The following is a 20,843-nucleotide window of genomic DNA, read 5'->3' on the forward strand; positions in this document are numbered from 1 at the left end:
ATCGGTGGAGCTGCATGACAAAGTCATCGGGCATTATCTGAACATAAAACACTATCAATAAGTTGGAGTCATTACCGGCAATCATCGTCCATATCAGGGCCATGCCCCCCGGCAGTTTCGAATACCTTGCTCGCCAGTTAACGGTCCTTAAGTACTGTCGCCAGGGTTGCACGGCTGTTTTTTCTTCAAATATAACATCAGATTATGCAGATTAATATAGCTGACCGTTCTTTGTTGGGTTCCGACAATATTTTTCTCATCCACAATGCACAAGCTTATTGCCCCGTTTCTTTCAGTCCCATTTCATATTTTGCACCACCACTCTAATTATTAAACCTTATTTCGACAAGCACCGACAGTGTTCTTTATTGAAGAATACCATTTCATTAAGTTTAAATGATGGTATAAATCGAAATCTGCAGTATGAATAATTCATTAGATATATTTTTATCATTATTTTTAATGAGGTTGATACTGATTATCTGGAGATGCTGGCGCTGAAGTCAGCGCCAGTTCTGGTTTTGAAGTGGTTAACGAAGGTTAACAGGAGGACGTACGCAATTAGTGCTTAACAATATACATAGTGCGACTGTATGCCACATCCTCTGGGTTGGTAATCGGATACCCTTTCAGCCACGGTTTAATTAAACGTCCGTTGGTGTACTGATAAATCGGCGCAATAGGTGCCTGTTCCATCAGAATTTTCTCCGCAGCGTTATAATCAGCATTCCGCGCTTTCTCTGTATTTTCCAGAGTAGCCTGGGTCAACACTTTATCGTATGCCGGATTATTAAAGCGGGAGATATTGCCCGTATGGGTCGATGTTAATAATGACAGGAACGTAGAAGGCTCATTGTAGTCGCCCACCCAGGAGGCACGGATAACATCAAAGTTGCCGGTATTACGACTATCAATATAGGTTTTCCACTCCTGGTTCTGTAGCCTCACATCCACGCCAAGATTTTTCTTCCACATGGAAGCCACAGCAATAGCAATCTTCTGATGGTTTTCAGAGGTGTTGTACAGCAGTGTGAGTTTAAGCGGTTTCTGCGGACCATAGCCCGCGGCACGCAGCAGCGTTTTCGCCTGGGCATTAAGCTCTTCCTGACTCATTTGTTCAAACGGAGAAGGTTCCGGGATAAATCCTGCCGTCACATCCGGCGTAAAGTGCCAGGCGGGTTTTTCGCCAGTTCCTAATACTTTCTCCGCCATCAGACGACGATCGATAGTCATACTGAGCGCCAGACGCACGCGTGAATCGGCAGTCGGCCCTTTTTGCGTGTTAAATGCATAGTAATAAGTACCAAGCTGCGGCGGCGTATACACCTGGCCCGGAATATCCTTCAATAGCTTCTGATACATATTTTTCGGGAAGGACTCAGTAATATCAATATCGCCAGCAAGATAGCGTTTGGTCGCAGCAGACTCCTGGTTAATCGGCAGGAAAGTCACTTTTTGCAGCACCGTTTTGGCGTTGTCCCAATAATGTGTATTCGGCACAACGTCCAGTTTCTCGTTAACCACACGGTCTTTCAGCACATAGGCACCGTTACCGATAAGGTTGCCTGGCTTCGTCCACTCTTTACCGCTTTCGACATTGGTTTTTTGGACAGGATAAAACGCAAAGCTCGCTGTCAGGTTGGCAAACCAGGGTAGCGGTTTGTCCAACTGCACTTTGAAGGTATGCGCATCCACCGCGCTGACACCTAACTTATCGGGCGCGGCTTTGCCATCGATGATCGCCTGGGCATTGTTGATCCCTGCTAGCGCGGCAAACCAGGCAAACGGCGATAGTGTTTTCGGGTCAACCAGACGCTGCCAACTGTAGACAAAATCCTGTGCCGTTACCGGCGTGCCATCGGCCCATTGCGCATTATTGCGCAACGTAAACGTCCAGATACGGTTATCATTACTCTTCCACTGTGTGGCGACACCGGGAATAATCTCACCCTTTTCATTCTGGTTGACCAGCCCTTCGAATAAATCGCGAATAACCTGAATTTCTGGAAGCCCAACGGCTTTTGCCGGATCGAGTGACGCTGGCTCATCTTTTATGTGACGCACCAGTTCTTGCTTTTCTGCCAGTACCGTCCCGCTGGGAACATCAGCAGCCCAGGATAATGAAATGCTGCTAACCAACAGCGCACAACAGGTTACTGAAACAGAATGCTGCATAAGATACCCTCAATTCCGGCTACTAAGTGAATGTGTAATTATTTGTATCGCCAGCAGGAAATGCAATTAACTTCCGACAGGAAAGTGATATTACACCTGAAAAGATAAGTGTGTGAAAACGATTTGATTATCCATACATTTTGCACAACACTGCGAGCAACTATCCCAGCATTCAGAGATGACTATGACCGTTACCCGCCCCCGTGCCGAGCGCGGCGCATTTCCGCCAGGAACCGAACATTACGGACGTTCACTATTGGGCGCGCCGCTAATCTGGTTCCCGGCACCGGCAGCCGATCGTGAAAGCGGCCTGATACTGGCGGGAACGCACGGCGACGAAAACTCCTCGGTCGTTACCCTTTCCTGCGCATTGCGTACGCTTAACCCCTCCCTGCGTCGCCATCATGTGGTGCTGGCGGTAAACCCTGACGGTTGCCAGTTGGGTCTGCGTGCAAATGCAAACGGCGTGGATCTTAACCGTAACTTTCCGGCGGCAAACTGGAAATCCGGTGAAACGGTATATCGCTGGAACAGCAGCGCAGAAGAGCGTGATGTGGTGTTATTGACTGGCGATCATCCGGGATCTGAGCCTGAGACCCAGGCACTATGCCAACTTATTCACCACATTCATCCTGCATGGGTAGTTTCTTTCCACGATCCGCTGGCCTGTATTGAAGATCCCAGACACAGCGAATTAGGCGCGTGGCTGGCGCAGTCGTTCGAATTGCCGCTGGTAACCAGCGTCGGTTATGAAACGCCGGGCTCTTTTGGTAGCTGGTGCGCCGATCTAAACCTACATTGCATTACTGCAGAATTTCCGCCCATTTCATCGGATGAAGCGAGCGAAAAATACCTGCTGGCAATGTCTAATCTTTTGCGCTGGCATCCTTGAGATGAAGCTGTCCGGTTGTAAAATGCAAGGCAGGCTCCACGTCTCGGGCCAGCCACGTTGGGCCATCCAGATCGGCAAAGCTGACCTGTGGCGTAAGCGGCAATGCAGCGCCGATCGCCCTTGATGTACACAACATACAGCCCAGCATGAGTGCAAATCCCTGCTCGCGGGCTTCGGTCGCCAGCGCCAGCGCCTCCGTCAGTCCGCCTGTCTTATCCAGTTTGATATTGACCATTTCATAGCGTCCATGCAGCGCTTTCAGACTGCTGCGGGTATGGCAGCTTTCATCTGCACAGACAGGCAGCGGATGCACGAAATTCTCCAGCGCGGCATCATCATTAGCCGGCAGAGGCTGCTCCAGCATCGCAACGCCTAAATCCGCCATTAACTGGCAGCGTGCGGCCAGCCCTTCAGCACGCCAGGATTCATTAGCATCAACAATGATTGTCGCCTCAGGCACAGCCGCCCGGATCGCAACCATCCTTTCGCTGATTAAGTGTGCATCCAGTTTGACTTTCAGCAATCTGGCACCGTTATCCCATAGCGCAGTCGCGCTCGCCGCCATCTGCTCCGGCGTGCCGATCACGACGGTTTGCGCGGTCGTTACTGTTGCATCCAGTTCAGTACCAACGTAGTCGGCCAGAGACTGTTGTTGCTGACGCGCATTGAGATCCCAAAGCGCACAGTCAACGGCATTACGCGCCGCCCCCGCGGGCAGCAATGCCTGCAGCGCTTCACGCGTCATACCGTGTTCCAGTTGCGGCACAACACTCATGATTTGAGCCAGTACCGACGCATCGCTTTCGCCATAGCGAGGATAAGGCGTACATTCTCCAACGCCCTTTACACCATTCTCTTCCAGTTCAACCACCACCACATGCGCTTCGGTCCTGCTCCCGCGGGCAATCACAAAGGGAGTGTGTAACGGCCAGGCTTCCTCATACACCTTAACTGATCTCATTTGTTTTCCTTAATGCAGTCCCTGAAGCGGATATCCGCAAATAGCGTTTGCCGTGTTAACTGCTGATGGCATAAACTAGCCTTGACGTTAACTATATGTAAACAGGAAGATAACCATGTCACAAACCGTTCATTTCCAGGGCAACCCGGTTGCAGTTGCCGGCTCTATTCCTCAGGCTGGAAGCAAAGCTCAGGCTTTTACCCTTGTGGCTAAAGACCTGTCTGACGTTACGCTGGGCCAGTTCGCAGGCAAGCGCAAAGTGCTGAATATTTTCCCAAGCATCGATACCGGCGTGTGCGCGGCATCAGTACGTAAGTTTAACCAACTGGCGACAGAAATCGACAACACCGTCGTACTGTGCATTTCAGCCGATCTGCCATTCGCCCATTCTCGTTTTTGCGGCGCGGAAGGTCTGAGCAACGTTATCACGCTGTCCACCCTGCGTAACGCTGAATTCCTGAAAAACTACGGCGTTGAAATTGCCGAAGGCCCGCTGAAAGGTCTGGCTGCTCGCGCCGTTGTCGTTATCGACGAAAATGACAACATCGTGTTCAGCCAACTGGTCAATGAAATTACCAACGAGCCTGACTATGATGCAGCGTTGGCCGTGCTGAAAGCCTAAGTTGCCCTGAATACAAAAATGCCTCCGGATGGAGGCATTTTTATTTGCATCATTACTCTTCGTTTTTTTTCTGCTGACTCAAACCATACTCGCGTAACTTATTGGCAATCGCGGTATGTGAAACCCCCAGGCGTTTAGCCAGTTTACGCGTGCTGGGATAATTCATATAAAGCTGCGTCAACACAGAACGTTCAAAGCGGCTGGTGATCTCATCCAGCGACCCTTCCATCACTTCTTCTCCGACGGCAACTGTCGCAGCATCATAATCCGGCAATAAGATATCCTGCGGACGCAGTTCATAGCCCTCAAGCTGAGTTAACGCCCGATAGATAGCATTTTTAAGCTGACGCACATTGCCCGGCCAGCCGTAGCGGGTGAGCACCGTGCTGAGATCGGCAGACAACTTCGGACGCGGTACACCCTGCTCATCGGCAAAACGCGCTACAAACAGCTCTGTGAGTGGCATAATATCTTGTGGGCAATCGCGTAGCGGCGGCAGATTAAGCGTCAGGACATTCAGACGATAATAGAGATCTTCGCGGAAAAGACCTTTCTGCACCAGTTCCACCAGGTTCTTTTGCGTCGCGCAGATTACACGAACATCAACATGAACTTCATGATCTTCACCCACGCGACGGAACGTCCCGTCATTGAGGAAGCGCAGCAATTTCGTCTGCATGCGCGGCGACATTTCGCCAATCTCATCCAACAACACTGAACCGCCATTCGCCTGCTCGAAGAACCCTTTTTTACCTTCCGGGGCGTGACCAAACAGTTCGCTTTCTACCGCATCTTCAGGAATAGACGCGCAGTTCAGCGCCAGATAAGGTTTTGACGCACGTGGGCTCGCCAGATGGCAGGCATGCGCAAAGAGATCTTTGCCCGTACCGGTATTCCCGGTGATCAGCAGCGGCGCACTCAGCGTCGCCAACTTGCGCGTCTGTTCAACAACGTGTTTCATTTTGGCGCTTACGGCAATAATCTGGCTGAATGCGCTCAGATCCTGGGTGGTCATGTTTTGCAATTGACGGCCCATGCGGAGGGTAGAACGCAACATGACAACGGCACCGGTCAGCATTTGCTCCTGATTTTCGCCCTGCAAATGGACCGGCGTAATTTCCATCAGGAAGTTCTGTCCGTTAATCACCACATGTTCACTATGGGAATCCTGCGGATTACTTTCCAGCCAGCGCTGGAAGTTAAACCCATTAATGAGCTGTGCCGCCGTGTGGTTGCGCATCCGCTCCTGGGGATGGGCAAAAAGCTGGCAACTTGCCGGGTTTGCCATCTCCACTTTGCTTTTCATATCCAGAGAAAGAACGGGTTCAGGCAATGCTTCAAGCAACGCGCTAAGCGCCAGATGTTCGCGTTCGGAAGGCATCCAGGGCACGGTACGGACGTCCGTTACCCCTGCGATGCGGCGGATTTCAGCCATCAGGCTGCTGAAGTTAGTGAACTCCAGCTCCGCAAAATTAAGGTAAATTCGCCCGATGGGGTCAATCTCGATACCGCGTAAATCAATGCTTCTCAGCACCAGTAAATCGAGCAATTCGCGGGTCAGACCAAGACGGTCTTCACAAAAGACTTCCAAACGCATAGGAACCTTCACCTGGACAAGGGATTATGTATTAAATGATAAGCCAGTATTGGGTTAGCAGGAAGGACTCTGTCAACAAATATTGACAGCACGCTGGAAAATTGGGCGCCGGGGCGTAAAGTTATACGATCGGCACCCGTATTTACTCAACTTTCACGCGGGGATTTGTTCTTTTGTAAGGTCTCTTTCACCTGACCGATCAACTGACGGCGGAAATCCCCCAGTCGCGGTTTATCATCATCAATCCACGGTAATGGACGGCACAGCTCCATCGCTTTAATCCCCAGACGCGCTGTTAACAAGCCCGCGCCAATACCCTGCGCGGCACGCGTGGATAACCGGGCCGCTAAATCCTGCGACATCCAGTCCATCCCCACTTCCCGCACCAACTCGCTGGCCCCGGCAAAAGCGATATTTAACAGTACCAGACGAAACAGGCGCAGGCGGCTGTAATAGCCGAGTTCGATGCCATACAGCGTAGCTATACGGTTAATCAACCGCAGATTTCGCCAGGCAATAAACGCCATATCCACCAACGCTAACGGGCTGACGGCAATCATCAGCGTGGATTCCGCCGCAGAACGACTGATCTCACGTCGTGCTTGCGCATCCAGCACTGGCTGCACCAGGTGGGCATACAGGCTCACAACTTCCCGATCATTCTGCGTTTCATGGATAGAGGCATACCAGCGTTGTAGCGCAGGATGAGACTGATCGATACCCGCCTGCTGCGCCAGCTTTTCACAAAATACGCGGCCTTTTCCGGTTCCGTGACTGTGTAACAGATCACGCGCTTCATCACGCTCGTGTGCGCGTTGACGCAAACGCCACAGCCGACGCCACTCGGTTGCCACCGACCCAACGCCTGCGCCAATAATCAGCGCACCCGCAGCACAGCCCCCCAGCGCGACCCAGTCCTGAGTCTGCCAGGCGTTCATGGTCCACTGCACACCCTGAGCGACAACGCTTACGCCAAACAGTGCCAACCCGCCCATCACCATCTTGCGCCACAGACTGCGTTTAGGACGAAGGGCCGCATCAATAACGGCTTCTGCCTGACCTTCGTCTTCCAGTGGTTCATCCACTGTCGCCGGAGAAAAAGTCTGCGCCTCCGTATCGTTGAACATTTGCTGTGCTTTAAATGCCGTGTTTGGTTCCACTTCCAGTGGACCTGAGAAATCGATACGCGGTTTTAACGGCTCGCTCATCGCAATTTATCTCCTATTAAAAACTCCAGCGCGGCATCCAGGCGAATATGCGGTAAGGGTTTATCTACATCCATGACCTGCGGGCGAAAGGCTTCAAACTGGAAACCCTGGCGATCCCAAAAAGCCTGGCCCGGTAAACGCGCTGGGACTTCTCCCGGATAGACGGTCAACGGCTCGCCGTCGCTCAGGCGATTGCCGCGCAACGCGGGGATCTTCTCGCCCTTCACATCAATCAGGCCGCTGGTGGTTGCCTGCACCGATGCCAGTCCCAGACAGTCCATACTGATGCCTTCAAACGCAGCATTTTGCCAGGCGTCCTGAATCAATTGCTGCAACAACGACACCATATTGGCATGTTGATCGACCGTAACGTGGTCGGCCTTGGTGGCAGCGAACAGCAACTTATCGATTACCGGCGAGAACAACCGGCGGAACAACGTGCGCTGACCATAATGAAAACTTTGCATCAGTTGTGTCAGCGCCAGTCGCATATCGTTAAACGCCTGTGGTCCGCTGTTAAGCGGTTGCAGGCAATCGACCAGCACAATTTGGCGATCAAAGCGCAGGAAGTGATTCTTGTAGAACCCTTTCACGACCTTTTCGCAGTAGTAATTAAACCTGTCGCGTAACATACCTGCGTTGGTATGTTTATCCGCCTGTGCCAGTTTTGACTCACCAAAAGCATCAACATCCGGCCACGGGAAAAATTGCAGCGCAGGTGCGCCAGCCATGTCCCCCGGCAGCACAAAGCGCCCGGGCTGAATGAAATGCAATCCCTGCTGTTTGCACTGATGCAGATAATCTGTCCACGCCGCGGCGATTTCCGCCAGACGGTTTTCGTCAGCAGGCGCCAGCGGGTCAAGCCCCTCGCATAGCTGCCGCCATCTGGCCGACCATTCACCTCGCTGGCCCTGTAATAATCCGGTCATTTGCCGCGACCAGCTTAAATAGTCCTGGGCCAGCATCGGTAAATCGAGCAACCACTCTCCCGGATAATCAACAATTTCCAGGTACAGCGTAGAGGTGTCTTTAAAGTGGCGCAGTAAAGAGTCATTGGACTTATAACGCAGCGCCAGACGAATTTCACTCACACCGCGCGTTGGTGTCGGCCAGGTCGGCGGAGAGCCATACAGCTGGGCCAGTCCTTCATCATAGGTAAAGCGCGGAATACCAAAATCGCGCTGAGGAACCCGCTTTACGCCAAGCAGACGCTCTTCACGCACACAACTGAGCAACGGCAGGCGCGCACCGGCATGAATATTGAGTAACTGGTTTACCATTGCGGTAATAAACGCTGTTTTACCGCTGCGGCTAAGTCCGGTGACAGCCAGGCGCAGATGCCGATCTACGCCGCGATTAACCAGCGAGTTGAGTTCATTTTTAAGTCGCTTCATCGCCATCCCGTTATGCTGAAGGAACCGAAGAAATTATAACAAACAGGGAGCAAACATAAGGTTTAATACTGAGTTATCAACTCCCTGAAAGAAATCAGGCGACATCATTCATGTCGCCTTTAGCCAAAAGAAAGCATGCGGATTATTTATTCTCTACTTTAGGAAGATGAATCCCGCTAATACCGCCTTCGTTGGTTACCTGTGTATAGCCCATCCCGGTCAGCATATCTTTTGCCATCCCGGATTGACGACCTGAGTTGCAATACAACTTCACGGTGTCGGTCTTATCAGGGACTTCTGCCGCAATTCGTGCCTGCAAATCCTTTAAAGGGATGTTGATGGCCCCCTGAAGGTGTTCCTGCTGATATTGTTCAGGAACACGAACATCAATCCAGTGCTCGGCCGCAAATACCGGCATCCCGATGACCAGCGCTAGTGCGAATACTCCTTTTTTCAACATAGTATCGTTCCGTTAAATGATGGAAAGTCACCTAACACTATATACTTGATCTTAAGGAAATATTGCGAGCATGCTATCACTGGCCGTAGCGTTGGGAAATTTTCCTGGCAACCTTGCTCAATAATGGCTCCAGTACCAACACCAGCAACATTTTTAACGGACGGCGGGCCACTGATTTCACCGCCCACCCCGCAACACCTGCGGGGCCGTAGCGAAGCGCAGTCAAAAGTACCAGCTTGCCTGCTATTTTAAAGCCCGGCTTAACCCTTTGCCCGGCACGTTGCCAGCGATTATTCATTTCAATCCTCACAATTGACGGAAACGACTGCGCAATGTGAAGGTGTCCGATGTCACATAACGCTCCATTTCACGCAAACGCTTTTCACTCGCGGCCAGTTCACGATCGACGGAATCTAGCAGTTCCCCGCTTGATGGCTGTTGGTCGCCGGATACGACGTTGTCCGGCATTGGGTCCAGCACAAACGTCAACACGATATAGGCAACTACGGTGAAAAAGGCCAGACCAAAAAAGACTGACAGTACCACCAGGATCCTTACCAGCTTCACGGGGACATCAAGATAGTGCGCAATACCAGCACAGACCCCTTTAACCATGCCCTGCTGCGGGATACGCCACAGCTTTTTGTTCAGGTTAACGCCCCCCATTAGCGGTCCCTCCAGTTTGGATGTTCGGCATCAAGGATATCTTCCAGCGCCTGAATACGTTCACGCATACGCTGTGCATCATTGTTGAGCTCTACCAGACGTTGCTGATCGCTTTGCGACAGTTCACCACGGCTGGAACGATTGCTGTAATGCAGCCACAGCCAGATCGGCAAAACGAACAGCACAAAGATAGTTAACGGAATGGCCAGAAATAGCGCGCTCATGAGTACTCCTTACAGGTGATGAGCGGCGGCGCGTTCGGGCACCGCCAGATGTTATTATTGCTTGTCTTGCTGCATTTTGGCTTTAAGCTGCGCCAGCTGCTCGCTGATTTCATCATCTGCTTTCAGGTCAGCAAATTGCTGATCCAGAGATTTTTGCTTACCGAAGTTATGGCTTTCGGCTTCCGCTTCCATCTGATCAATACGGCGCTCAAAAGATTCGAAGCGGGCCATTGCTTCATCCAGTTTGCCGCTATCCAACTGACGACGGACATCACGAGAAGAACTCGCCGCCTGATGACGCAACATCAATGCCTGCTGACGAGCCCGGGTTTCACTGAGTTTATTTTCCAGCTCACCAATCTCTTTTTTCATCCGCGCCAGCGTATCGTCAACCAGCGTCACTTCATGCTCCAGAGAGGCAATTAAATCGGTCAGTTTCTGCTTTTCAATTAATGCAGAACGCGCCAGATCTTCTTTCTCTTTACGCAGCGCCAGCTCAGCTTTTTCTTGCCACTCCGCCTGCTGCGCACTGGCCTGTTCAATCCGGCGGGACAGCTGTTTTTTTTCTGCCAGTGCACGCGCTGAGTTAGATCGAACCTCAACCAGCGTGTCTTCCATTTCCTGAATCATCAACCGCACCAGTTTCTGCGGATCTTCGGCCTTTTCCAGCAACGCATTAATATTGGCGTTCACGATGTCGGCAAAACGAGAAAAAATACCCATAATGTAATCCTCACTTACTGTTCTGATATCGGGCAATGCCCTGCTGCTTCCATAATGCACTTGTCGTGCCAACTTTTTATATTATTGATTTTGAAGATAATATCTAATTTTACCTGACGAGATAATTAGGGTAAATTGGTGAATAACACTAACAAATGGTGAATTTCATCATGGCAGGATACAAAGATACTCTTCTGGGGGAAGCAAACAGCTTCATTGAAGTGCTGGAACAAGTCTCCCATCTGGCCCCCCTGGAAAAACCCGTGCTGGTAATCGGTGAGCGTGGCACAGGAAAAGAGTTAATCGCCAACCGTCTGCACTACCTTTCCACTCGTTGGCAAGGACCGTTTATTTCTCTTAATTGTGCGGCGCTGAACGAAAATTTACTCGATTCCGAACTCTTCGGCCATGAAGCTGGTGCTTTTACCGGAGCGCAAAAACGCCATCCTGGCCGCTTCGAGCGCGCCGACGGTGGCACACTTTTTCTTGATGAACTGGCAACCGCACCGATGTTGGTACAGGAGAAATTGCTGCGCGTTATTGAGTATGGAGAGCTCGAGCGCGTAGGCGGTAGCCAGCCGCTGCAGGTTAACGTGCGCCTGGTCTGTGCCACCAATGCCGACTTACCGAGAATGGTCAGTGAAGGTACTTTCCGCGCAGACCTGTTGGATAGACTGGCCTTTGATGTCGTGCAACTTCCACCTTTACGGGAGCGTAAAAGCGACATCATGTTGATGGCCGAACATTTTGCGATTCAAATGTGCCGCGAGATTGGATTACCGCTGTTTCCCGGTTTTAGCACACAAGCCAGAGAAATACTTCTCCACTATCGCTGGCCGGGCAATATCCGCGAATTGAAAAACGTTGTTGAACGCTCGGTATACCGACATGGTACCAGCGATTATCCGCTGGACGAGGTAGTGATAGATCCGTTTAAGCGCCACACTACAGGCGTTCAGCAGCAGGAAACCCACTCTACAGCGGCAACGTTACCGCTGGATCTGCGCGCATTCCAGCAACAGCAAGAAAAGACGTTTCTGCAAACCAGCCTACAACAGGCAAAATTTAACCAGAAAAAGGCCGCCGAACTGCTTGGGCTGACGTACCATCAGCTCCGCGCGTTGCTTAAAAAACACCAGATTTAGCGATGCATTACCAACCGTTAAGCGCCTTCATGTGCAAAATCCTCCACAAAGCACATTGAAATAGTACCGTTTAACGGTTCCCACATATCATCATTCTTGCATAATGTACACTTACTTCAAAAGTAAGGATGAGCTTATTCGGGCAATCGTTCTGGAAGAGCAAAACACTGCGCTGGCTGCCCATAATGAGCCCTGTAGCGGATCGTTTTTTGATCGTCTTTGCAAGCAGGTCGTTTCTTGCATAAGCGATGTCGGTTACCCTGTCACGCACAACCTTTGGATAGAGATCATGGCCGAATCGGCACGCAACCCGGAACTGAGGGAAGCGTTTATCGCCAGTGATAACATCATGCGACAAAGCATTGCGGGAATAATTGCGCAAGGTATCGCCGCAGGAGAGTTTCGTCGGGATATTAACCCACAAGCGATAACCATCATTCTGTTTGCATTTATTGACGGACTGATTGCCCGTAAGGCTATTAACCCTGCGTTCTCATTGGAAACAGATGTACCAGCGTTCCCTGATTTAATGTCAAAGTTGCTTAAATAAAATACTTCCCGAGCCTGCTTTCTGATCTTGCCCCTGCCCACTTCGCGCCAGAAGTGGGCATTGCGGGCGTCAACACAACCAATACATAAAGTATCAATTTATACAATTGTCGGTGAATTGCAGCTGAACTCCCGACCACGAGTAAAAGCAAAAAATCATTTCTGCGCACTCATCATTCCTGCCCGACCTCACAGCCATAAATCCTAACGTTATACAAGCATTTCAGCGGGTATGCCGATCGTTTTACGTCGTCCACAGGGCCATGTCGTTGAAAAAAGAGACTGGATGCCAGGATGACGATGGTGTATAAAATAATACAAACAGTATTATTTTATACTAAATGAATCATCAATACTTAAGCTGGAGATTGAACCATGCCCACCAATATTACCCAGAACACAACGACGGATAGCTTCCCGCCAGCAGGCCATTACTCACATAGTGTGACTGCCGGAGGATTCGTTTTCATTTCTGGACAGCTACCTGTCACGACTAATGGCGAAAGAAAAGCGGATGCTTCTTTTGAAGAGCAGACCAGACTGGCTCTACAGAATGTTGATGCTTGTCTGGCAGGAGCCGGCGTTTCCCGTCAGCACCTGGTTTCGGTACGCGTCTATGTCACGGACATTAATCAGTGGCCGACGTTTAATCGGATCTACGGCGAATGGATCGGTGATTCCCGTCCAGCCCGTGCTGTCGCTGGCGTTGCAGAGCTTCATTACGGCTTTGCCGTAGAAATTGAAGCCATTGCGTTAGCACAACAAGTGTGACTATTAACTGTTACAGGTGAACAACAATGACTGAAATGACACTACCTGATTACCACGATGTTGCCGCGGCCGCTGAGCGTATCGCAGGTTATGCGAACAAGACACCGGTTATGACATCACGAACGGTGAATGAAGAGTTTGGTGCTGACGTTTTCTTCAAATGCGAAAACTTCCAGCGGATGGGGGCATTTAAGTTTCGCGGCGCGATGAATGCTTTGCGCCAGTTTACACCAGAACAGAGAGCAGCCGGCGTCGTGGCTTTTTCATCCGGAAACCATGCTCAGGCAATTGCCCTGTCCGCAAAATTACTGGGTATTCCGGCGACAATTATCATGCCGCACGATGCGCCAGCCGCTAAGGTTGCTGCCACGAAAGGGTATGGCGGACATGTCGTGATGTACGACCGTTATACTGAAGATCGTGAAAAAATTGGCCGGGATCTGGCAGAAAAACAGGGACTAACGCTGATCCCACCTTACGATCACCCGCACGTTATTGCAGGCCAGGGTACCGCCACGAAAGAACTGATTGAAGAAGTTGGTGCACTGGATGCCCTTTTTGTTTGTCTGGGTGGTGGCGGTCTTCTATCTGGTTCCGCACTGGCCGCGCGACACTTGTCCCCTGATTGTCTTATCTATGGTGTGGAACCTGAGGCAGGCAACGACGGTCAACAGTCGTTTCGCAGTGGCAAAATTGTGCACATCGATACGCCGAAAACCATTGCAGATGGCGCGCAAACCCAACATCTAGGACAGCATACCTTTCCACTGATCCAGAAACATGTTAACGATATTCTGACGGTTTCAGATGATGAATTAATTGCCGCAATGAAATTTATCGCGGAACGAATGAAAATGGTCGTGGAGCCAACAGGCTGCCTTGGTTTTGCCGCCGCGAGAGCGCGAAAAGCAGGCCTTCGGGGAAAGAGAATCGGCATTATCATCAGCGGTGGCAATGTTGATATCAACCGCTACAGTGAATTCCTTGCAGGGTAATCTCATTAAGGTATCTGCGGTGCAGATACCTTATCGCTATACGCCTGTTCCAGTCTGGAAAAGAAGCCCCAGGACGCTGTAAACTGGCCGCCATAATGGCAACAGGCATCACTGCAGGAGACTGGCATGCCAAAAACCGACGATAACTCGCTACTCAATCAAATTGAAACCATCGCCAAAGGACTGAGCGATACCTTCTCTCCGTTTTGCGAGGTTGTGGTTCATGACCTCAAGAACCCTGAGCATGCGATCTTATCCATACATAATAATCTGTCTGGTCGCAAAGCTGGCCAGCCCGCAACGGAGCTTGGACTGGCGCGGATCGCATCACCTGATTTTCCTAGCATCGTTGCCAACTACAGCAATCAGTTTGCTGATGGTCGCCCGGTAAAAAGTACCTCTATTGGCATCAAGGACGAACAAGGCAAATACATCGCGGCGCTATGCCTGAATGTTGATATGACGCTATTTCGCGGGATGCAGAGTGCGCTTGCACGGTTTACTGAAACCGAGTGCTCACCTGTCAGCGAACACCTCGATCCTGGCAGTAATGAAGTGATTCGCCAGCGTATTGATAACTTTGCGGCTGAACGTGCAACAACGGCGCGAGCGCTGAAAACAGAAGACAGAAAGGTACTGATTCAACAATTGCGTAAGGAAGGTTTACTGAACGTACGAAAATCCATGGATACAGTGGCGCAGCATCTGGGAGTGTCCAGAGCAACCGCATACCTGTACGCCCGTCAGGCTAACGCTATCGGCGAATAAGTTGGTCGTTTAACTGGCGAGCAGCGAACTTCACGCATTGCGATCTGACCAATTCTGAACTGGGTGATTTAGATATTCGGGGCGTCGATTTACAAGGCGTTAAGATAGATAGTTACCAGGCCTCTTTGATCATGGAACGGTCTGGGCGGTTAGCCCTGGTTAATCAAGCCCGCAATACACCTGGGAGCGGTGAATCCCCGCCCCCTACGTATCTGTTCTGTTACCCTTCAGGCATTGCTGAAGAGTGGTGGGTGGAAATTTTCCACGCCTTCCCATCCCATGCGTAAGTAAACGTATAACGGGCCGAAACAGTCGATTTGTCTGCGAAGGTGAAGGTATAGGTGCCAGCATCAATCGCCTTATTACAGCCAAGACGAATGGTACGACTGTCAATTTTCCCGGTCGGTTTCTTTGCCAGAAAATGTTCAAAATAATCCTCACGCTCAGCATCTGTTAAGCGGGCTTTATTCGACACCGTGGGAAGTAATACTGCATCACTAAGATAATTTTCAGATACTGTCTTCGCGTTACCCGTTTTCAGTGATTCATTCCACTTGTCGAATAGCGCTTCGATTTGCGCTTTGTTCACCTTCACACATTCTGGGGCCGGAGTCGCAAAAACGGGGCCCGATAAAAGGATCAGTGAACAAGCAAAACCAAGTAATTGCTTCATAGTAATCATTCCATTAATGGTTAGATGGCCACAAGAAGGTCATTGATAACCGGATAGTCAAATCACCTGTAATAACCAATAGAAATCATTAACATACGCCGGGTGTAGAAAATAAAGACGTTAAATAAATGAGTAATTAATACAATGAAATAATTAGATATTTTGGCATTGATGCTCTGTATTTAACATAAACCACTACCTGAATGATTATAGTTCAGCATGCATATGATTTCTGTCCTCCTTCCCGAATCTCTTTAACGCTATCCCTTCCTTACGTTTCGGTACTTGCGACACCCCAGCACATAAATTTGGCATAGCTATACCCTCATGAAACTCGCGCTTCGTTTATTACGGGTCAGATGAGGCATGAAAATGCTAAGATAGTTTATGAGTTATATTCAAAGTGGAGCGCTGGTATGAATATTGACCAGGCCGCGACGTAGAATTTGCAACTAACTGTATGGTTGCCCCCAAACTCAAACGGTAATGGCGAATGTCATTAAATATTAGTAAGATAGCTTCTTTATTCATAGTCCCTTAAAATTATGCGCCTGGTTTTATCAACTCTGATCGTAATGGCTGGACTTCTGAGTGGTCAGGCTGTTGCCGCGCCTCTGCAGACCACGCACGCTGATATTCGTGACAGCGGCTTTGTCTATTGCGTCAGCGGGCAAGTCAATACATTCAACCCACAGAAAGCGAGCAGCGGCCTGATTGTCGACACTCTGGCAGCCCAACTCTATGACCGGCTACTTGATGTGGATCCGTACACCTACCGACTGGTGCCAGAACTGGCTGAGAGCTGGGAAGTGCTGGACAACGGCGCAACCTACCGTTTCCACTTGCGCCGCGACGTTTCGTTTCAAAAGACGGCCTGGTTTAAGCCTACCCGTAAGCTAAATGCAGATGATGTGGTATTTACCTTTGAGCGCATATTTGACCGTCACCATCCGTGGCACAACGTCAATGGCAGCAGCTTTCCCTACTTCGATAGCCTGCAATTCGCTGATAACGTGCAAAGCGTGCGCAAGCTGGATAACAACACGGTTGAATTTCGTCTGACTCAGCCAGATGCCTCCTTCCTGTGGCATCTGGCGACACACTATGCCTCTGTAATGTCGGCTGAATATGCCACACAACTGGCCAAACAGGATCGCCAGGAATTACTCGACAGGCAGCCTGTCGGTACCGGACCGTTCCTGCTTTCAGAAAACCGCGCGGGGCAATATATTCGTCTACAACGTCACGAAAAATTCTGGCGCGGCACGCCCCTGATGCCACAGGTCGTTGTGGATCTCGGTTCAGGCGGCACCGGACGGTTATCAAAGCTCCTGACCGGGGAGTGCGACGTTCTGGCCTGGCCCGCGGCCAGTCAGCTCACCATATTACGTGATGACCCACGCCTGCGCCTGACGCTGCGTCCTGGAATGAACATTGCCTATCTGGCATTCAACACCAATAAACCGCCGCTGGATAACCCCGCAGTGCGGCATGCGCTGGCACTGGCCATTAACAACCAGCGTCTGATGCAGTCTATCTACTACGGTACGGCAGAAACTGCAGCATCTATTTTGCCCCGCGCCTCGTGGGCTTATGACAACGAAGCTAAGATTACTGAATACAACCCGGCTAAATCCCGTGAGCAGCTAAAAGCACTGGGACTTGAGAACCTGACGTTGCAACTGTGGGTCCCGACCAGCTCTCAGGCCTGGAATCCGAGTCCGCTGAAAACAGCGGAACTGATCCAGGCAGATATGGCGCAGGTGGGTGTGAAAGTGAAGATCATCCCGGTTGAAGGTCGTTTTCAGGAGGCGCGATTAATGGATATGAACCATGATCTGACGTTGTCCGGTTGGGCGACGGACAGTAACGATCCTGACAGTTTTTTCCGACCGTTGCTCAGTTGCGCCGCCATCAACTCACAGACTAACTTCGCGCACTGGTGCAATCCGCAGTTCGACAGCATTTTACGCAAAGCGCTGTCTTCGCAGCAGCTCTCCTCGCGTATTGACGCCTATGACGAAGCACAAAATATCCTGGCGCAAGAGTTGCCGATCCTGCCGTTGGCCTCATCATTGCGTCTACAGGCTTACCGCTATGACATCAAAGGTCTGGTGCTAAGTCCGTTCGGGAATGCTTCCTTTGCCGGGGTTTCCAGGGAAAAGACTGATGAGGTGAAAAAACCATGATTATCTTCACCCTGCGTCGCTTCTTATTGCTGCTGGTCACCCTGTTCTTCCTGACATTCATTGGGTTCAGCCTGAGCTACTTCACCCCCCATGCGCCGTTACAAGGCGCATCGCTGTGGAACGCCTGGATATTCTGGTTCAACGGTCTGATCCACTGGGATTTTGGCGTTTCCAGTATTAACGGTCAGTTAATCTCAGAACAGCTGAAAGAGGTTTTCCCAGCCACGATGGAGCTGTGTATTCTTGCCTTTGGGTTTGCGCTGATGGTCGGGATCCCCATCGGCATGCTGGCCGGCATCACACGTAATAAATGGCAGGATCGCTGCATCAGCGCATTGGCTCTGATGGGGTTTTCCATTCCCGTTTTTTGGCTGGCGCTGCTGCTGACGCTCCTCTTCTCACTGACTCTCGGCTGGTTACCCGTTTCGGGACGTTTCGATCTACTTTACGAAGTAAAACCGGTGACCGGTTTCGCCATTATTGATGCGTGGATCTCTGACTCCCCCTGGCGCGACGAAATGTTGGTCAGCGCAATCCGTCATATGGTGCTTCCGGTATTGACGCTTTCCGTCGCGCCCACCACGGAGGTCATTCGCCTGATGCGTATCAGCACCATTGAGGTCTTCGATCAGAACTATGTCAAAGCGGCAGCCACGCGCGGTTTGTCACGCTTCACCATTCTGCGTCGCCACGTATTGCACAACGCACTTCCGCCGGTCATTCCTCGTCTTGGATTACAGTTTTCCACCATGCTGACGCTGGCGATGATCACCGAGATGGTCTTTAGCTGGCCAGGGCTGGGACGTTGGTTGATTAACGCAATTCGCCAGCAAGACTACGCCGCTATTTCGGCGGGTGTGATGGTGATTGGCTCCCTGGTTATTATCGTTAACGTCATCTCTGATATTTTGGGTGCTATGGCTAACCCGCTGAAACATAAGGAATGGTATGCCTTACGATAGCGTATATAGCGAGAAGCGCCCACCCGGAACGCTACGCACCGCATGGCGTAATTTTTATGGCGATGCTTCTGCGATGGTAGGTCTGTACGGTTGTGCGGGACTAGTCATTCTGTGTGTGTTTGGTGGCTGGTTTGCCCCTTACGGCATCGATCAGCAATTTCTTGGCTACCAACTGTTGCCACCGTCCTGGTCACGTTATGGCGAAGTGTCATTCTTCCTCGGAACCGACGATCTGGGCCGCGACGTATTAAGCCGTCTGCTCAGCGGCGCGGCCCCGACCGTTGGCGGTGCGTTTGTCGTTACCCTCGCCGCCACACTCTGCGGTCTGTTGCTGGGCGTGGTTGCCGGGGCAACGCACGGACTACGCTCAGCGGTGCTGAACCACATTCTGGATACCCTGCTGTCAATTCCATCGCTACTGCTGGCCATTATTGTGGTGGCTTTTGCCGGGCCACATCTGACGCATGCGATGTTCGCCGTCTGGCTGGCTTTACTGCCGCGTATGGTGCGCTCCGTCTACAGCATGGTGCATGACGAGCTGGAAAAAGAGTATGTCATTGCTGCTCGTCTGGATGGCGCGAGCACGCTCAATATCCTGTGGTTTGCGATTCTGCCGAATATCACTGCCGGTCTTATCACTGAAATCACCCGAGCACTGTCAATGGCGATTCTGGATATCGCCGCCCTGGGCTTCCTTGATCTCGGCGCACAACTGCCCTCCCCAGAATGGGGCGCCATGCTCGGCGATGCGCTGGAGTTGATCTATGTTGCGCCGTGGACCGTCATGCTGCCCGGAGCGGCAATTATGATAAGTGTGCTGCTGGTAAATCTGTTAGGTGACGGCGTACGCCGCGCAATTATTGCGGGGGTGGAATAATGCCATTACTGGATATCCGCAACCTGACTATCGAGTTCAGGACCGGTGACGACTGGGTGAAAGCAGTGGACCGCGTCAGCATGACGCTAAACGAAGGTGAGATCCGTGGACTGGTCGGTGAATCGGGTTCAGGTAAAAGTTTGATCGCTAAGGCCATCTGCGGCGTCGCCAAAGATAACTGGCGCGTTACCGCGGACCGCATGCGTTTTGATGATATCGACCTGTTGCGCCTTTCCGCCCGCGAGCGACGTAAGCTGGTCGGCCATAACGTGTCCATGATCTTTCAGGAGCCACAGTCTTGTCTGGATCCGTCTGAACGTATTGGACGCCAACTGATGCAAAACATTCCCGCCTGGACTTACAAGGGGCGCTGGTGGCAACGTATCGGCTGGCGCAAACGCCGCGCGATTGAACTGCTGCACCGCGTCGGGATAAAAGATCATAAAGATGCCATGCGCAGTTTCCCTTATGAGCTGACCGACGGCGAGTGCCAGAAGGTCATGATCGCCATCGCACTGGCAAACCAACCTCGCCTGCTGATTGCAGATGAACCCACCAATGCGATGGAACCCACAACCCAGGCGCAAATTTTTCGTCTGCTGACTCGACTGAATCAAAACAGCAATACCACCATTTTGTTGATCAGCCATGACCTGCAAATGCTCAGCCAATGGGCAGACAAAATCAACGTAATGTACTGCGGACAAACGGTGGAAACCGCGCCCAGTAAAGATTTGGTGACGATACCCCATCACCCTTATACGCAAGCGCTGATTCGCGCCATTCCTGATTTTGGTAGCGCAATGCCGCATAAAAGCCGCCTGAATACCATGCCAGGAGCAATTCCGTTGTTAGAACAGTTGCCCATCGGCTGTCGTCTGGGGCCGCGTTGCCCTTATGCACAGCGCGAATGCATTGAAACCCCAAGGTTGACCGGAGCAAAGAATCATCTCTACGCCTGTCATTTCCCGCTGAATATGGAGAGAGAGTGA

23 protein-coding genes and 1 pseudogene are annotated in these 20,843 nt (G+C 51.1%); 13 read left to right on the plus strand and 11 right to left on the minus strand.

Translation table 11 applies throughout. The annotated features are described in order from the left end of the window. Window positions 1-61 (plus strand): IS1 family transposase (locus OGY19_RS24400; RefSeq protein ID WP_071528444.1); only part of this gene is annotated, 61 nt, incomplete at its 5' end. 500 nt (window positions 62-561) lie between these two features. Here OGY19_RS24400 and mppA read toward each other — a convergent pair. Beyond that, window positions 562-2,175 (minus strand): murein tripeptide ABC transporter substrate-binding protein MppA, encoded by a 1,614-nt coding sequence (mppA, locus tag OGY19_RS01110; RefSeq protein ID WP_115601987.1) that lies wholly within the window; start codon window positions 2,173-2,175, stop codon window positions 562-564. A gap of 184 nt (window positions 2,176-2,359) precedes the next feature. Here mppA and mpaA point away from each other — a divergent pair, with 184 nt between their 5' ends. Beyond that, the gene (mpaA, locus tag OGY19_RS01115; protein WP_048211525.1) at window positions 2,360-3,067 is read left to right on the plus strand and encodes a murein tripeptide amidase MpaA; all 708 of its coding nucleotides are present in this window, start codon (window positions 2,360-2,362) and stop codon (window positions 3,065-3,067) included. Here the strand turns inward: mpaA and ycjG are convergent. Further along, window positions 3,042-4,028, minus strand: coding sequence for an L-Ala-D/L-Glu epimerase (gene ycjG, locus OGY19_RS01120; protein WP_286596187.1), 987 nt, complete (start codon window positions 4,026-4,028; stop codon window positions 3,042-3,044). The two genes, mpaA and ycjG, sit on opposite strands and share 26 nt — an antisense overlap. Before the next feature lie 115 nt (window positions 4,029-4,143). Here ycjG and tpx point away from each other — a divergent pair, with 115 nt between their 5' ends. After that, window positions 4,144-4,650: a thiol peroxidase gene (gene tpx, locus OGY19_RS01125; protein WP_040230898.1), complete on the plus strand. Its 507-nt coding sequence runs from the start codon at window positions 4,144-4,146 to the stop codon at window positions 4,648-4,650. Between the two features lie 52 nt (window positions 4,651-4,702). On the opposite strand, the gene tyrR is transcribed toward tpx, so the two are convergent. From tyrR to pspA, 8 genes are all read right to left on the minus strand, one after another. After that, window positions 4,703-6,247 carry a transcriptional regulator TyrR gene (tyrR, locus tag OGY19_RS01130; protein ID WP_115601985.1) on the minus strand — a complete coding sequence of 515 codons (1,545 nt, stop codon included), beginning with the start codon at window positions 6,245-6,247 and terminating at the stop codon, window positions 4,703-4,705. A 146-nt stretch (window positions 6,248-6,393) separates the two neighbouring features. Next, on the minus strand, window positions 6,394-7,455 hold the full coding sequence (locus OGY19_RS01135; protein WP_115601984.1) for a YcjF family protein: 1,062 nt from the start codon (window positions 7,453-7,455) through the stop codon (window positions 6,394-6,396). Then, window positions 7,452-8,849 carry a YcjX family GTP-binding protein gene (locus OGY19_RS01140; protein ID WP_115602409.1) on the minus strand — a complete coding sequence of 466 codons (1,398 nt, stop codon included), beginning with the start codon at window positions 8,847-8,849 and terminating at the stop codon, window positions 7,452-7,454. The genes OGY19_RS01135 and OGY19_RS01140 overlap by 4 nt, the downstream gene beginning before the upstream one ends. 142 nt (window positions 8,850-8,991) lie before the next feature. After that, window positions 8,992-9,309, minus strand: coding sequence for a thiosulfate sulfurtransferase PspE (gene pspE, locus OGY19_RS01145; RefSeq protein WP_048211521.1), 318 nt, complete (start codon window positions 9,307-9,309; stop codon window positions 8,992-8,994). Between the two features lie 76 nt (window positions 9,310-9,385). Continuing rightward, window positions 9,386-9,607, minus strand: coding sequence for a phage shock protein PspD (gene pspD, locus OGY19_RS01150; protein WP_040230893.1), 222 nt, complete (start codon window positions 9,605-9,607; stop codon window positions 9,386-9,388). Window positions 9,608-9,615: 8 nt separating this feature from the next. Continuing rightward, window positions 9,616-9,975, minus strand: coding sequence for an envelope stress response membrane protein PspC (gene pspC / locus OGY19_RS01155; protein WP_048211520.1), 360 nt, complete (start codon window positions 9,973-9,975; stop codon window positions 9,616-9,618). Beyond that, window positions 9,975-10,199, minus strand: coding sequence for an envelope stress response membrane protein PspB (pspB, locus tag OGY19_RS01160; protein WP_048211519.1), 225 nt, complete (start codon window positions 10,197-10,199; stop codon window positions 9,975-9,977). The genes pspC and pspB overlap by 1 nt, the downstream gene beginning before the upstream one ends. Window positions 10,200-10,253: 54 nt before the next feature. Then, the gene (pspA, locus tag OGY19_RS01165; protein WP_003020532.1) at window positions 10,254-10,922 is read right to left on the minus strand and encodes a phage shock protein PspA; all 669 of its coding nucleotides are present in this window, start codon (window positions 10,920-10,922) and stop codon (window positions 10,254-10,256) included. A gap of 155 nt (window positions 10,923-11,077) precedes the next feature. Here pspA and pspF point away from each other — a divergent pair, with 155 nt between their 5' ends. The 6 genes and pseudogenes from pspF to OGY19_RS01195 all read left to right on the plus strand — a co-directional run. Then, the gene (gene pspF, locus OGY19_RS01170; protein ID WP_185963993.1) at window positions 11,078-12,067 is read left to right on the plus strand and encodes a phage shock protein operon transcriptional activator; all 990 of its coding nucleotides are present in this window, start codon (window positions 11,078-11,080) and stop codon (window positions 12,065-12,067) included. Window positions 12,068-12,170: 103 nt separating this feature from the next. Beyond that, a complete protein-coding gene (locus OGY19_RS01175; protein ID WP_115601982.1) occupies window positions 12,171-12,617 on the plus strand; it encodes a TetR family transcriptional regulator C-terminal domain-containing protein in 447 nt (148 codons plus the stop codon). A 374-nt stretch (window positions 12,618-12,991) separates the two neighbouring features. Further along, on the plus strand, window positions 12,992-13,387 hold the full coding sequence (locus OGY19_RS01180) for a RidA family protein (protein ID WP_048211514.1): 396 nt from the start codon (window positions 12,992-12,994) through the stop codon (window positions 13,385-13,387). Window positions 13,388-13,413: 26 nt separating this feature from the next. Continuing rightward, on the plus strand, window positions 13,414-14,382 hold the full coding sequence (locus OGY19_RS01185; RefSeq protein WP_101742274.1) for a threo-3-hydroxy-L-aspartate ammonia-lyase: 969 nt from the start codon (window positions 13,414-13,416) through the stop codon (window positions 14,380-14,382). 126 nt (window positions 14,383-14,508) lie between these two features. Beyond that, window positions 14,509-15,150 carry a helix-turn-helix transcriptional regulator gene (locus tag OGY19_RS01190; RefSeq protein ID WP_048211512.1) on the plus strand — a complete coding sequence of 214 codons (642 nt, stop codon included), beginning with the start codon at window positions 14,509-14,511 and terminating at the stop codon, window positions 15,148-15,150. Between the two features lie 5 nt (window positions 15,151-15,155). After that, a pseudogene (locus tag OGY19_RS01195) lies at window positions 15,156-15,296 on the plus strand (pentapeptide repeat-containing protein); the annotation flags it as partial. Window positions 15,297-15,370: 74 nt separating this feature from the next. On the opposite strand, the gene OGY19_RS01200 reads toward OGY19_RS01195, so the two are convergent. Continuing rightward, on the minus strand, window positions 15,371-15,823 hold the full coding sequence (locus tag OGY19_RS01200) for an SgcJ/EcaC family oxidoreductase (RefSeq protein WP_048211511.1): 453 nt from the start codon (window positions 15,821-15,823) through the stop codon (window positions 15,371-15,373). 545 nt (window positions 15,824-16,368) lie between these two features. Between OGY19_RS01200 and sapA the strand changes: the two genes are divergently transcribed. Genes sapA through sapD form a run of 4 tightly spaced genes read left to right on the plus strand, consistent with a single transcriptional unit; the run spans window position 16,369 to window position 20,843 of the window. After that, window positions 16,369-18,012 carry an ABC transporter substrate-binding protein SapA gene (gene sapA, locus OGY19_RS01205; RefSeq protein ID WP_101742276.1) on the plus strand — a complete coding sequence of 548 codons (1,644 nt, stop codon included), beginning with the start codon at window positions 16,369-16,371 and terminating at the stop codon, window positions 18,010-18,012. Next, complete coding sequence (sapB, locus tag OGY19_RS01210; RefSeq protein WP_005126482.1) at window positions 18,009-18,974, plus strand: peptide ABC transporter permease SapB; 966 nt, start codon at window positions 18,009-18,011, stop codon at window positions 18,972-18,974. The genes sapA and sapB overlap by 4 nt, the downstream gene beginning before the upstream one ends. After that, window positions 18,961-19,851 (plus strand): peptide ABC transporter permease SapC, encoded by an 891-nt coding sequence (gene sapC, locus OGY19_RS01215; protein WP_005126480.1) that lies wholly within the window; start codon window positions 18,961-18,963, stop codon window positions 19,849-19,851. The genes sapB and sapC overlap by 14 nt, the downstream gene beginning before the upstream one ends. Further along, window positions 19,851-20,843 carry a peptide ABC transporter ATP-binding protein SapD gene (gene sapD / locus OGY19_RS01220; protein WP_003020556.1) on the plus strand — a complete coding sequence of 331 codons (993 nt, stop codon included), beginning with the start codon at window positions 19,851-19,853 and terminating at the stop codon, window positions 20,841-20,843. Before sapC ends, sapD begins: the two co-directional genes overlap by 1 nt.

The organism is Citrobacter sp. Cy070 (assembly GCF_030332245.1).
Lineage (GTDB): Bacteria > Pseudomonadota > Gammaproteobacteria > Enterobacterales > Enterobacteriaceae > Citrobacter > Citrobacter youngae.

Coding starts and splice junctions, on each gene's coding strand:
- pspF (WP_185963993.1), top strand. CDS start 11,078: ATGGTGAATTTCATCATGGCAGGATACAAAGATACTCTTCTGGGGGAA.
- OGY19_RS01190 (WP_048211512.1), top strand. CDS start 14,509: ATGCCAAAAACCGACGATAACTCGCTACTCAATCAAATTGAAACCATC.
- ycjG (WP_286596187.1), bottom strand. CDS start 4,028: ATGAGATCAGTTAAGGTGTATGAGGAAGCCTGGCCGTTACACACTCCC.
- pspE (WP_048211521.1), bottom strand. CDS start 9,309: ATGTTGAAAAAAGGAGTATTCGCACTAGCGCTGGTCATCGGGATGCCG.
- OGY19_RS01175 (WP_115601982.1), top strand. CDS start 12,171: ATGTACACTTACTTCAAAAGTAAGGATGAGCTTATTCGGGCAATCGTT.
- OGY19_RS01180 (WP_048211514.1), top strand. CDS start 12,992: ATGCCCACCAATATTACCCAGAACACAACGACGGATAGCTTCCCGCCA.
- mpaA (WP_048211525.1), top strand. CDS start 2,360: ATGACCGTTACCCGCCCCCGTGCCGAGCGCGGCGCATTTCCGCCAGGA.
- sapC (WP_005126480.1), top strand. CDS start 18,961: ATGCCTTACGATAGCGTATATAGCGAGAAGCGCCCACCCGGAACGCTA.
- pspC (WP_048211520.1), bottom strand. CDS start 9,975: ATGGGGGGCGTTAACCTGAACAAAAAGCTGTGGCGTATCCCGCAGCAG.
- sapD (WP_003020556.1), top strand. CDS start 19,851: ATGCCATTACTGGATATCCGCAACCTGACTATCGAGTTCAGGACCGGT.
- sapB (WP_005126482.1), top strand. CDS start 18,009: ATGATTATCTTCACCCTGCGTCGCTTCTTATTGCTGCTGGTCACCCTG.
- tyrR (WP_115601985.1), bottom strand. CDS start 6,247: ATGCGTTTGGAAGTCTTTTGTGAAGACCGTCTTGGTCTGACCCGCGAA.
- OGY19_RS01185 (WP_101742274.1), top strand. CDS start 13,414: ATGACTGAAATGACACTACCTGATTACCACGATGTTGCCGCGGCCGCT.
- OGY19_RS01135 (WP_115601984.1), bottom strand. CDS start 7,455: ATGAGCGAGCCGTTAAAACCGCGTATCGATTTCTCAGGTCCACTGGAA.
- mppA (WP_115601987.1), bottom strand. CDS start 2,175: ATGCAGCATTCTGTTTCAGTAACCTGTTGTGCGCTGTTGGTTAGCAGC.
- OGY19_RS01200 (WP_048211511.1), bottom strand. CDS start 15,823: ATGAAGCAATTACTTGGTTTTGCTTGTTCACTGATCCTTTTATCGGGC.
- pspB (WP_048211519.1), bottom strand. CDS start 10,199: ATGAGCGCGCTATTTCTGGCCATTCCGTTAACTATCTTTGTGCTGTTC.
- pspA (WP_003020532.1), bottom strand. CDS start 10,922: ATGGGTATTTTTTCTCGTTTTGCCGACATCGTGAACGCCAATATTAAT.
- OGY19_RS01140 (WP_115602409.1), bottom strand. CDS start 8,849: ATGAAGCGACTTAAAAATGAACTCAACTCGCTGGTTAATCGCGGCGTA.
- sapA (WP_101742276.1), top strand. CDS start 16,369: ATGCGCCTGGTTTTATCAACTCTGATCGTAATGGCTGGACTTCTGAGT.
- pspD (WP_040230893.1), bottom strand. CDS start 9,607: ATGAATAATCGCTGGCAACGTGCCGGGCAAAGGGTTAAGCCGGGCTTT.
- tpx (WP_040230898.1), top strand. CDS start 4,144: ATGTCACAAACCGTTCATTTCCAGGGCAACCCGGTTGCAGTTGCCGGC.